General features: G+C 68.1%; 11 protein-coding genes. 5 read left to right on the top strand and 6 right to left on the bottom strand.

Annotated features, from left to right (window positions below; translation table 11 throughout):
- Window positions 1–44: 44 nt before the first annotated feature.
- The 4 genes from OHA18_RS21815 to OHA18_RS21800 form a co-directional block, all read right to left on the bottom strand.
- Window positions 45–827 (bottom strand): aminoglycoside 6-adenylyltransferase, encoded by a 783-nt coding sequence (locus tag OHA18_RS21815; protein ID WP_329006029.1) that lies wholly within the window; start codon window positions 825–827, stop codon window positions 45–47.
- A 64-nt stretch (window positions 828–891) separates the two neighbouring features.
- On the bottom strand, window positions 892–3,240 hold the full coding sequence (locus tag OHA18_RS21810) for a helix-turn-helix domain-containing protein (RefSeq protein ID WP_329006028.1): 2,349 nt from the start codon (window positions 3,238–3,240) through the stop codon (window positions 892–894).
- Window positions 3,233–4,162, bottom strand: a complete 930-nt coding sequence (locus tag OHA18_RS21805) for an SMP-30/gluconolactonase/LRE family protein (RefSeq protein ID WP_329006027.1) — start codon at window positions 4,160–4,162, stop codon at window positions 3,233–3,235. The genes OHA18_RS21810 and OHA18_RS21805 overlap by 8 nt, the downstream gene beginning before the upstream one ends.
- Before the next feature lie 84 nt (window positions 4,163–4,246).
- Window positions 4,247–5,149, bottom strand: a complete 903-nt coding sequence (locus OHA18_RS21800) for an SMP-30/gluconolactonase/LRE family protein (RefSeq protein WP_329006026.1) — start codon at window positions 5,147–5,149, stop codon at window positions 4,247–4,249.
- A gap of 60 nt (window positions 5,150–5,209) precedes the next feature.
- Between OHA18_RS21800 and OHA18_RS21795 the strand changes: the two genes are divergently transcribed.
- From OHA18_RS21795 to OHA18_RS21775, 5 genes are all read left to right on the top strand, one after another.
- Window positions 5,210–5,653, top strand: coding sequence for an Lrp/AsnC family transcriptional regulator (locus OHA18_RS21795; RefSeq protein ID WP_329006025.1), 444 nt, complete (start codon window positions 5,210–5,212; stop codon window positions 5,651–5,653).
- Window positions 5,654–5,718: 65 nt separating this feature from the next.
- On the top strand, window positions 5,719–7,506 hold the full coding sequence (locus OHA18_RS21790; protein ID WP_329006024.1) for an ATP-binding protein: 1,788 nt from the start codon (window positions 5,719–5,721) through the stop codon (window positions 7,504–7,506).
- Window positions 7,507–7,534: 28 nt separating this feature from the next.
- Complete coding sequence (locus OHA18_RS21785) at window positions 7,535–8,194, top strand: SMI1/KNR4 family protein (protein WP_329006023.1); 660 nt, start codon at window positions 7,535–7,537, stop codon at window positions 8,192–8,194.
- Window positions 8,195–8,206: 12 nt separating this feature from the next.
- Window positions 8,207–8,683, top strand: a complete 477-nt coding sequence (locus OHA18_RS21780) for a bleomycin resistance protein (protein ID WP_329006022.1) — start codon at window positions 8,207–8,209, stop codon at window positions 8,681–8,683.
- A 64-nt stretch (window positions 8,684–8,747) separates the two neighbouring features.
- Window positions 8,748–9,602 (top strand): peptidylprolyl isomerase, encoded by an 855-nt coding sequence (locus OHA18_RS21775; protein WP_329006021.1) that lies wholly within the window; start codon window positions 8,748–8,750, stop codon window positions 9,600–9,602.
- A 59-nt stretch (window positions 9,603–9,661) separates the two neighbouring features.
- Here the strand turns inward: OHA18_RS21775 and OHA18_RS21770 are convergent, their stop codons facing one another.
- Together OHA18_RS21770 and OHA18_RS43360 are read right to left on the bottom strand one after the other, a co-directional pair.
- Window positions 9,662–10,822 (bottom strand): glycoside hydrolase family 76 protein, encoded by a 1,161-nt coding sequence (locus OHA18_RS21770; RefSeq protein ID WP_329006020.1) that lies wholly within the window; start codon window positions 10,820–10,822, stop codon window positions 9,662–9,664.
- A gap of 77 nt (window positions 10,823–10,899) precedes the next feature.
- Window positions 10,900–11,547 carry a SpoIID/LytB domain-containing protein gene (locus OHA18_RS43360; RefSeq protein ID WP_442914403.1) on the bottom strand — a complete coding sequence of 216 codons (648 nt, stop codon included), beginning with the start codon at window positions 11,545–11,547 and terminating at the stop codon, window positions 10,900–10,902.
- Between the last annotated feature and the right edge of the window lie 306 nt (window positions 11,548–11,853).

The raw sequence follows: 11,853 nt of genomic DNA, 5'->3' as shown, positions 1-11,853 counted from the left end.
CGCAGTTTGAGCCGCTCACGACGGGGTTCTGCCTGCCTGCAGAGTCAACCCAGGAAGTCGACCGCCGCTTCCTCGGCCGCGGTACGTCGTACCACCGGGACGCCGCTGCGTTCCCGGACCGTGCGGTAGACGTCGACCGTCGCCTTCAGGGCGCGCAGGCAGTCGGCGCGATCGGGCATTGCGACGGTCTCTCGCAAGGCCGGCAGGAGCTCCGGTGCGAGCGTTTCCAGCCGCCGAACGCCGGCCGGCCGCGTCGTCCGCCCGATCCCGGCCAACGGCGCAATCGAGATCGAGCGCATCGCGCCGAGACTTTCCATGGCCTCGAACAACTCACCGCGCGCGATCTTCACCGCGACGTAGTGCACCCAGACCCAGAACCGGTCCTCGATCCACTGCGGATCCGGCTGCGGCCACTCGGCCGTGGACTCCTCGCGGACCCGGTCGACGGTGTCGTCCCGCTGCCACAGCACGAGCCCGTCCTCGACTCGCGTCCGGTAGCCGTCGGGCGTCACGAACTTCAGGTCCACATGCACCAGCGGCGGCCCGAACAGCGCGATCAGCAGCCGCGGCTCACCGACGTGCTCCCCGGTGAAGCTCGCCAGCAACGGCCCGAGCCGCCCCGCGAACTCCTTCGCCTCCGCCAGGCACTCCGGCTGCCCTTCCGGCGTACAGACCAGCACGAGATCCAGATCCGAATACTCATCACTGGTGCCCGAGGCAACCGATCCGCCCACCACCACCGCCAGCACCCGCGGATCCTTCTCCGCCTCCGCCACCACGCTCTCCGCAAGCACCCGAAGATGCTCCGGCACGCCGACCAGCTCCACAGTTCCTCCTCAATCAGGTCAGCAGGCCATCATCACCCACCGGCTTGCGTCGAGGCGAACGGATTTAGAGCAGACCGCGAACCTCGTCGGCCTGTGGGAGGCCGTATCGGCTGTAGAGCTGCAGCGCGAGCCGCCACTGCGATCGGGCGGGCTCGGACTCCCCGAGCCCGTTCAGCGTATCGCCGAGCGAATGCCTGATCCTCGCCTCGAGCTCACCGCTGTTGTCACCGATCAGCGCCAGCGCCTCCTCGAGACGACTCCGCGCCGATCCGTACGCCGCCAACTCCGCCTCGGCCGCACCGAGGAGCTGGAGGTGGTCAGCGACAGAGAACTGGCTGCCGGAGGTCCTGACCTCGACCAGTTCCGCGCGCAGCCAGTTGCGCGCGGACTCGGCCCGGCCGCAGCGGCGATAGGCGTCGCCGATCGAGCGTGTCAACCAGTGGAACGAATCCGGGCCGCTCCTCCGCATCAGGGTCGCAGCCAGCTCGAACTCCCGGTCCTGCACCGCCAACCGCCCGAGCCGGCCGGCGATGAGTCCCAGGGTGAATCGCGCCTGTGCCTCGGCGGACTCGTCGGCATTGCTGAGCGCCAGCTCGAGTCCGGCCCGAGCATGCGCCACGCCCTCGTCCAACCGGTCCAGACGCTCCGAGAATTCGGCGAGGCCGAGCAGGCTGTGGGTCAGCAACCACTGAAAGCCCTGCGCCGCAGACAGATCGACCGCAACCCCCATGTGCACTGCCGCCATCTCGAAGTCCGACATGACCGAGTAGTGCTGAGCCAGGTTGTGTCTGATCGAGGCTTCCGCCCACGGCGGTCCGCAGTCCGGATCGCGCCGCAGCGCCACAACCGCCAACTCACCCAGCTGGGCGCCCTCTGCGTTGCGACGACGGTCGGCCCAGAACAGCACCATGCCGATCGCGAGTCGGACAACGGTCGCAGGATCGGAGTGCGGCCCGGTCGCCAGTCGGCGGGCAGCGGCGAGAACCTCGCCCGCCTCTGCGTCCAACCAGGCCATGATTTCCTCGAACTCGAGTCCATCGGTTCCGCTGAGCCACCGCTCGTCGAACCACTCGCGCGACTGCGGGCCGATGCCGTCCATCGTCCTGGCCCGCCAGACCATCGCTATGTACAGGGCCATGGCACGGTCTTTGGCAGCGCGACGTTCCGCTGCGGTGGTGCGCGCAGCCGCGAGTTCCCGGGCGTACGCGCGGACCAGATCGTGAAACTGATACCGCCGAGGCCCGTTCGACTCCAGCAGGCGCAGGTCGACGAGTCGTTCCAGCCGCTCCTCGGTCTCGGCGACCGGGAGATCAAGCAGGCGAGCGGCGACTCGGACGTCCAGCTCGTCGCCCTCGTACAGACCGAGGAGGCTGAACGCCGCAACTGCGCCCGCATCCTGCTCGGTTGCCGCGGCCAACGACACCTCGATGCTCATCCGGACGTCGAGATCGCCGAGTGCCAGTTCGTCGAGGCGGCGGCGGTTCGTCTCCAGCCGCTGGGCGAAGTACCGCACGCTCCATGACGGTTGCGCGGCGAGCCGGGCTCCTGCGATCCGGAGCGCGAGCGGGAGGCCGCCGCAGAGCCTGACGATCGCCAGGGCGTTGGCGGGGTCCGACTCGACGCGACCGTCGCCGACAACCTGCGCCAGCATCGGCAGGGCCTCATGGTCGGGCAGCGTCTTCAACGCGAGATGCGCAGCACCGGGCAAGGCCGTGAGCGGTCGGCGGCTCGTGATCAGCACCGCGCAGGTCGAGGTCCCCGGCAGCAACGGCAGCACCTGCGTCTCACTCGCGGCGTCGTCCAGGAGCACGAACACCCGGCGACCGGCCAGCGCAGAGCGGTACCGTGCGGCGTCCTCGTCCACATCGGCCGAGGATGCGGTCCGCACTCCCAGCCCATCCATCAACCGCCCGAGCGCTTCCGCCGCGCTCAGCGGGTCGCCCGGCCCGAATCCCCTGAGGTTCAAATACAGCTGACCGTCTGGGAAGAGGTCATTCAGCCGGTGCGCGACGTGTACGCCGAGCGCGGTCTTGCCGATCCCGCCCATGCCGGAGATGGCCGAAACCACGACAACGCCCTGCCGGACCTCACCGGTCGAGAACAGCTTCTCCAGGTCGGCGACCTGTTCGTCGCGACCCGAGAAGTCCTGCAGGTCGTCCGGCAACTGCTCGGGCACCAGCCTGGTGGTGCGCCCCGCCCGTGTCCCGGCGGCGACGAGTTCTGCGCGCTCGTCGTCCGTCAGTCCGAGACCGTCACCCAGCAGCTTCAGCGTCTGCGGCCGCGGGTGACGCCTGCGGCCGGCCTCCAACGTTTTGATCGCTTCGACGCTGACACCGGAGGATTCCGCGAGCCGCTCCTGGGAGAGAGCGGCTGCCTGGCGGAACCGTCGCAGTACCCGGCCGAAGTCAGACACGCGGGCCGTAGGCCTCCGGAGCGCCGTTGGCGGTGGTGAGGAGAGAGTAGATGGAGGTGGTGGCGGTGAGGAAGAGGCGGTTGCGTTTGGCGCCGCCCCAGGTGAGGTTGCTGACGGTTTCGGGGACGAGGAGTTTGCCGAGCAGGGTGCCGTCGGGGTGGTAGATGTGGACGCCGTCGGCGGCCGAGGCCCAGATGCGGCCCTGGGTGTCGAGGCGGATGCCGTCGAAGATGCCGTTGCCGCACTCGGCGAACAGCTCGCCGCCGCTCAGCGTGTCGCCGTTGACGGTGAAGACGCGGATCGTCGCCTCCTCCGAGTCGGAGATGTAGAGCAACGACTCGTCGAGCGAGAACGCGAGCCCGTTCGGCCGGTTGAAGTCGTCGGCGACCCGGGTCAGTGCACCGTCCGGTGCGACGCGGTACACGTGGCATCCACCGGTTTCGATCTCGCCCTTGTAGCCCTCGTAGTCGCTGTCGATCCCGTACGCCGGGTCCGTGAACCACACCGACCCGTCGCGCTTCACCACGACGTCGTTCGGGCTGTTCAGCCGCCGGCCTTCGTACTCGTGGGCGAGGACCGTGATGCCGCCGTGGTGCTCGGTCCGCGTCACCCGCCGGTTGCCGTGCTCGCAGCTGACCAGGCGGCCCTCGGTGTCGCGGGTGTGGCCGTTGGTGTTGCCGGCCGGCTGCCGGAAGACGGAGACCTGGTACGACGTCTCGTCCCAGCGCAGGATGCGGTCGTTCGGGATGTCGCTCCAGAGCAGGTACCGCCCCGCGGCGGAGTACACCGGGCCCTCGACCCAGCGCCCGCCGGTCCACAGCCGCTCGAGCCGGCTGTCCCCGCGGGTCCCGGTGAACCGGTCGTCCAGCTTCTCCCAGACGGCCGGCGCGGACCCTGCCAACGGCTCGAGAATTCCCGTCATCACAACTCCTCGCGACTCGGCGGCAAACGCTTTCGGACGAGCCTATCCGGGACGCGCGACGGTTGAACCTCCCAGGCGGGACAGCTAACGCTGGGCAGTCGACAACCACGACCACACCGAGGTGGTCGCGGTGATGAACAGGCGGTTGCCCTTGGGGCCGCCGAAGGTCAGGTTGGAGACGACGTTCGGCAGCAGCAGCTTGCCGATCAGGGTGCCGTCCGGGTCGAAGCAGTGCACGCCCTCGTGCGTCGCGGCCCAGACCCGGCCGGTGCTGTCGACCCGGATCCCGTCGAACATCCCGGCCTCGCAGGGCGCGAACACCTCGCCGCCGGTCAGCTTCTCGCCGTCGACGTCGAACCGCCGGATGTGCTTGCCCGGCGTGTCGACGACGTACAGCTGCTGCTCGTCGAGCGTGAACGCGAGGCCGTTCGGGCGGATGAAGTCGTCCGCGACCACGGTCAGCACGCCATCCGGCGCGATCCGGTAGACGTGGCAACCATCCAGCTCCTGCTCGGCGGCGTGACCCTCGTAGTTCGAGGTGATGCCGTACGGCGGGTCGGTGAACCAGATCGAGCCGTCGCTGTGTTCGACCACGTCGTTCGGGCTGTTGAGCCGGCGTCCGTCCAGGTAGGACGCGAGGACCGTGCGGCTGCCGTCGTGCTCCGTCCGGACGACCTGGCGATCGCCCTGCGAGCAGCTGATCAGGCGGCCGGCCCGGTCGATGGTGTTGCCGTTGACGTAGCCGGACGGTTCGCGGAACACGCTGACGTGTCCGGAGATCTCGTCCCAGCGGAGCATCCGGTCGTTCGGGATGTCGCTGAAGACCAGGCAGCGCCAGGCGGGCGAGTACGCCGGTCCTTCGAGCCAGCGGCCGCCGTCGTACAGGCACTCGACGTACTCGTCGCCGGCGATCCTGGCGAAGCGCTCGTCGAGCACCACCAGCTCGGCCCTGATCCGCTGCGGCGTGTCGGTGAGGGTGATCGTCATGACCAAACCATATCCTGCTATCGTCAACTTCAACAGAATGAGATTTGGATCATGACGCAGATGACCATAGATGATGTGGATCGCAAGCTGCTGGCGGCGCTGCAGGAGGATGCCGGGCAGTCGTATGCGGCGCTCGGGGAGATCGCCGGGCTGTCGGCCGGATCGGCCCACGAGCGGGTCCGGAAGCTGAAGGCGGCCGGCGTGATCCGCCGGACGACGATCGACGTCGACCCGGCCGCGCTCGGCCGCGGCGTCCTCGCCTTCGTCCTGCTCGAGGCGAACGCGTGGATGGGCGACTCCCGGGAGGCGCTGCTGGACATCCCGGCAGTCGAGGAGGCGCACATCATCGCGGGACCTGCGTCGGTGCTGGTGAAGGTGCGGACGACGACCACCGAGGACCTGCAGACCACCCTGCGCGCTCTCCACGAGGTCGACGGCGTGACCAGTACGCAGACAGTCGTCGTACTGGAGTCGTTCTTCGAGCGGCAACCCACCGTGGTGTGAGGAACGCCCTGTCTCCTTCAACCGCTGGTTGACCCTAGACTCGGGCCAGCCGAAGGGAGTCAGCTGTGTCCGACAGCAAGCAGATCACCAAGGTTCTGGTCGCGAACCGGGGCGAGATCGCCGTCCGGGTCGTCCGGGCCGCCGCCGATGCGGGGCTGGGCAGCGTGGCCATGTACGCCGACCAGGACCGCGACGCGCTGTTCGTCCGGCTCGCCGACGAGGCGTACGCCCTGGACGGGTCGACACCGGCCGACTCCTACCTGAACATCGAGAAGATCCTCGACGTCGCGGCCCGCTCCGGTGCGGACGCCGTACATCCCGGGTATGGGTTCCTGGCCGAGAACGCGGCGTTCGCGCAGGCCGTGATCGACGCGGGGCTGATCTGGATCGGTCCGCCGCCGTCGGCGATCGACTCGCTCGGCGACAAGGTCAAGGCGCGGCACATCGCCGAGAAGGTCGGCGCGCCGCAGGTGCCGGGGACGCCGAACCCGGTGGCTGGGGCTGACGAGGTCGTCGCGTTCGCCGAGCAGTACGGACTCCCGATCGCGATCAAGGCGGCGTACGGCGGTGGTGGCCGCGGGATGAAGGTTGCGCGGACGCTCGAGGAAGTGCCGGAGCTGTTCGAGTCCGCGACCCGCGAGGCTGTCTCGGCTTTCGGCCGCGGTGAGTGCTTCGTCGAGCGGTACCTGGACAAGCCGCGGCACGTCGAGACCCAGTGCCTGGCCGATGCCCACGGCAACGTTGTCGTGGTGTCGACGCGGGACTGCTCGCTGCAGCGTCGGTACCAGAAGCTGGTCGAAGAGGCGCCCGCGCCGTACCTTTCGGCTGAGCAGCTGGAGATCTTGTACTCGTCGTCCAAGAAGATCCTGCGTGAGGCGGGGTACGTCGGCGCGGGGACGTGCGAGTTCCTGGTGGGCCAGGATGGGCTGATCTCGTTCCTCGAGGTGAACACGCGGCTGCAGGTCGAGCACCCGGTGTCCGAGGAGGTCACCGGGCTGGACCTGGTGCGGGAGATGTTCCGGATCGCTCAGGGCGAGGAGCTCGGGTACGACGACCCGGTCGTCTCGGGACACTCGATCGAGTTCCGGATCAACGCGGAGGACGGCGGGCGTGGGTTCCTGCCGGCGCCGGGGACGCTGACTCGGTGGCATGCGCCGTCGGGTCCAGGGGTCCGGCTCGATGGTGGGTACGACCAGGGCGAGACGGTGCCGGGTGCATTCGACTCGCTGGTCGCGAAGCTGATCGTCAGCGGGAGGGATCGTCAGCAGGCGCTCGAGCGGTCGCGGCGGGCCTTGCGTGAGTTCGTCGTCGAGGGGATGCCTACGGTCATCCCGTTCCATCAGGCTGTTGTGTCGGATCCCGCATTCGTCGGCACGGACGGGTTCAAGGTCCATACCCGGTGGATCGAGACGGAGTACGACAACCAGCTCACGCCGTACGACGGGCCAGTGGGCGAACCGGCCGACGACGGCGAGCGCGAGAAGGTGACCGTCGAGGTCGGGGGCAAGCGGCTCGAGGTCGTGCTACCGGCGGGTCTGGGCGCTGTTGGTGCTGCTGCAGCTGGCGCTGGTGCTGCCGCCGGCGCGAAGAAGAAGCCGTCTCGGCGGGCCGGTGGGACCAAGAGCTCTGCCGCGTCCGGTGACTCGCTCACCTCACCGATGCAGGGCACCATCGTCAAGATCGCCGTCGAGGAAGGCGCCACTGTCGCCGAAGGCGAGCTCATCGTCGTCCTCGAGGCCATGAAGATGGAGCAGCCCCTCAACGCCCACAAGTCCGGCACCGTCACCGGCCTCTCCGCCGAGGTGGGCGCCACCGTCTCCGCCGGCGCCGTCATCTGCGAGATCAAGGACTGACCTGCCCGTCTGGCATAGTCCAGCAGTTATGGATCGCTCGGTGCAGGAGTCGTGGAGTTCGATCATCGGTTGGCTGGAGGAGCACCTGCCGCACGCGCTGGAGCACCTCCAACCACCGGCGTCCTGGGGCGAGATCTCCGAACTTCGTGCCGCGATGGACCGTCGGCTGCCGAGCGACCTCATCGCCTGGCTGACCTTGAACAACGGGTTCGGCTGGCAGGCCGCCTTCGGCAACCTCATCCCGGTTCTCTACGTTCCGATGGGCATCGACCGAATGCTGCGCGACCGGGAGATGATGCGCACGGTCACCGCCTCGGTCTTCCCGCAGCGATCACTCGCCGCCGAGCAGGAGCCGGCCGGCACCCGCTCCTTCGAGTGGCTCGACGCGTTCCTCCCGATCGGCGACGCCGGCACCGACTGCACCCTCTTCGTCGACCTGCGCGAGGGTGACCAGTTCGGATCCGTCGGCAACTTCGACTACGAAGGCGGCGGGTTCTCCGGCCCGAGGTGGTTCAGCATCACCGAGATGCTCGCGGATGTGGCCGACGCCCTCACCCTCAACCAGCCCGCCCTCCAGGACCACGCTCGCCGTACGCACGCCGCCACCCGGTTCCCGACGGACCCGCCGCGCGCCTGGACGCCGTACATCGACGAGAACTACCTCCGCTGGAGCCTCGTCGAGATCTGAAAACATGGGGGCGTGAGTTCCTCCACTGAGCCCTCGCTCGTTCCCGAGTTACTCGTTGTCGATGTGACGCGGAGCATCGAGTTCTGGTGTGGGCTCTGCGGGTTCGTCGTCGAGTACCAGCGCGAAGAGGAGGGCTTCGCGTACGTCGTCCGTGGATCCGCTCACGTGATGCTCGAACAGCTGGGCATCGGCCGGAACTGGGTCACCGCGCCACTGGAGCGACCGCTAGGACGCGGGATCAACTTCCAGATCACCGTCCCGGAGCTCGAACCCATCCTGTCCGCACTCGGCAAGGCTGACTACCCGCTCTTCCTGCCGCCCGAGACGAAGTGGTATCAGGTCAGCGCCCACGAGGAGACCGGAGTCCGGCAGTTCCTCGTGACGGACCCCGACGGCTACCTCGTCCGCTTCCAAACCTCCCTCGGACGCCGCCCGCGCGATGAGCGGGGCGGGGGCGGGTTTCGGTTTGGGGGTGGGTGGCTGGATTGACAGACAGTTCTCAGGTTTTCGCTGTAGGTTCCCGTGCAGGCATTCCGGTGAGGAGGGTTACTGCATGTCCAAGAAGACCCATCAGCAGCAGCTGGCGGCGCGGAAGGCGAAGCGGCTGGCCGAGCGGGAGATCGAGCGGCGACGGCAGCGGCGGAACCTGGCGATCACGGTCGCCTCGGTCGCCACGGTGGTCGTGGTCATCGTCGGGGTCTTCGTGGTCTTCGGGGTGGGTGGTGACGACAAGCCGGCGGCGGGCGACCAGCCGACGGCGGCGCCGGAGAACAAGCCGTCGAGCATTCCGACCGCGATGGCGGCTGCGCCGAAGCGCGCCACACCGCTCGCGGCGGAGGTCAACTGCACGTACAAGAAGGGCGCCGAGCCGGCCAGCAAGCCGGTGAACCCGCCGGCCGACGGGAAGACGAAGGCGTCGGGTACGTCGAAGGTCAGCCTGAACACGTCGATCGGCGACCTGCAGCTCACCCTGGACAGTGCGCTGGCGCCGTGCGCGGTGAAGAACTTCCTCAGCCTGGTCGGGCAGAAGTACTTCGACAACACCAAGTGTCATCGGCTGACGGTCGGCGAAGGACTGCAGGTGCTGCAGTGCGGCGACCCGACCGGGGGCGGGTCCGGCGGGCCGGGGTACAGCTTCGCCGATGAGGTCTATCCGACGCTGAAGTACGGGCGCGGGATGCTGGCGATGGCGAACTCCGGGGCGAACACGAACGGGAGCCAGTTCTTCATCGTGTACGGCGACGCGTCCGGGCTGACGCCGCAGTACACGGCGTTCGGGACGATCGACGAGGCGAGCGTGAAGCTGATCGACAAGGTCGCGGAGGCGGGTGTTTCACCGCAGCAGGGGCCGCAGGACGGAACCCCCATCACGCCGGTCGAGATCAAAACCGCAACCGCCGCAGCCTGACCACTACGTCCGAAGAAGTGTGGGTGGGGAGCCCTCACTTCTTCGGACGTAACGGGTTGTCAGGCGAGGAGGTCGTATCTGGAGCGGGGCCAGGCCAGGAGGGCGTGGATTTGGGTTATGCCGGATTGCTGGAGGAGTTCTACGGAGCCTTCGCCGAAGTTGTAGAGGTTGGTGGCGGGGTCCCGGGTGGTGTTCCAGTTGTAGTCGGCGTAGGACTGCATTGCCTTGCGGTAGCGGGGATCCGGCGCGACCGAGTCGAGGATGAGCAGGTTCTTGAACCAGATCGAGTTGAACGCCGCGCCTTGTTTCGCGAGGATCTCCGGCGTGTTGTAGAACGCCAGCGACGCGGCGGCGACCGACTTCGCGTCCCGCAGGTACTGCGGGTTCCCAGTTGCCTTGAACAACAACACCCCGGCGCCGAGCATCACGCCCTGGTTGTAGCTCCACTGGGTCTTCTCGACGTTGCCGGCGAGGTCGATGTGATCCCAGTACAGGCCGTTCGGTGCGAGCATGCAGTCCTGCGCCCACTTGTACATCCGCTGCGCCCAGGTCAGGTACGACCGGTCCCGCGTCAGCAGGTACAGATGCGCGCCGAGCTCGGCGCCCGGACCGTTCGACACCGTGTTGCGGTCCTGGCTCCACGGCGCCTGGGTCCAGTAGACCCCGCCGGCGCACGGGTGCGACGGATCGGTGTCCCAGCCGTGGACGACGAGCGCGAAGATGTCCTTCGCCCGGGCGAGTGCCGCGCGGTCACCGGTCCGCTGGTACCGCTGGATCAGGTTGAGCCCGATCCACTCGTTGTCGTCGTAGAACTTGTCCCCGCCTTGGCCGTTCGGCGGCCGGACATAGGAGTCGTACCCGGTCGGCGTGGTCCCGGCGTTCCAGTAGTACTCGTACGCCGCGATCCGCCGGTCGGCCTCCGCGGAACCTTTCCGGCCCGCGCCCGGTACGCCGGCCAGGTCCTCGGCCGCGATCGCCGCCTGCGAATAGGGCCAGACGTACGAGTACGCGTTGGTCTGCGTGTTCGGGTACTCCTCCAGCAGCAGACCACCCTTGCCGGCGTCGAAGTACTTGTTGATGGCGTCGTACGACGCGCGCGCCCGGGCGGCCGCGCTGTGGTCGGTCCCCGCGTCGGCCGTGGTCATGCCGAGCGACCCGAGGACGGTGGCCGCGAGCACTCCGGCGGCCAGACGAGTTGATATACCAAATTTCCTGCGCATCGACCTGCTCCTCCTGGGCGGTGGCGGTTGACATCGATGTCACGTTCTAACCGGCGCACGGACATCGCGTCAATGGCTCAGCGACCAGGCTCTTCGGCAACCGCAGTTGGCATATCAAGTGGCCGGGCCGGAAAGCTGATCCAGCCGGACTTCAGATGCAGCCGGATCCGTACCTGATCGGCGGTCAGCACCCGCTTGCCCTTCGACCCGACGGCCTCGACGGTCAGCGCCCGGCCGCCGCCCGGACCGACGTCGCTGCGCTTCAGCACCCGCACGTAGCGGATTGACCCGACGGCGAAGACCGCCTGCATGTCGGCCGCCGACCGGGTCACGGTCCACGCCACGTTCGGGTTCCCGTTCTTCGGGTACGCGTCCCAGCCGTCCGCCTTCATCAACTGGTACGGCACGTCGCCGGTCGCGGTCGCCCCGCCGTTCGAGGACGAGAACTCGGCGATGATCGGCTTCCCCTTGTACAGCCGGATCTGCCCCGCGGTGGCCGCGACCGCGTTGTTCGTCGACGTCTCCTCCGAGTCGTACCCGCCGTACACCTGACACGACGTGGTGTCGCACAGGTCGTACGCCTTCGCCGTCGCCCGATCGCGGTGGAACACCGAATAGGTGCGCGCGGCAACGGCCTGCGCCTGCAACGCGGCCGGCCTCCAACTGGACACGGCCTCCCGCGGTACGACGCCGCGCAGGTAGTACTCCAGCGGTACGACGTTCACCGTGTCCAGATGCGTACCGGAAACGTCAATCGCCCGCAGTGCGCCGCGATACCGCCGTACGGCGCCACTCGGCAGGATCAGCCCGATCACCGCCGGCCCTTCGAACTGGGCCATGCCGGTGAACGTCTTGTACAGCGTCCACTTCTTCGTCTTCGCGTCGTACGAGCTGAGCTTCGTCCCGTGCTCGCCGTTCGGGTCGATCGACCACTGGTTCCTAGTCGATGCCTTGGGCAACACATAGACCTTGCCGGTGGCAAAGGAACGGACGGCGAGCAGGTTGACCGCGCCGACCCGCACGCCATCGGT

The organism is Kribbella sp. NBC_00709 (assembly GCF_036226565.1).
Classification (GTDB): Bacteria; Actinomycetota; Actinomycetes; order Propionibacteriales; family Kribbellaceae; genus Kribbella.
This window is presented reverse-complemented; position numbering and strand designations above follow the sequence as displayed.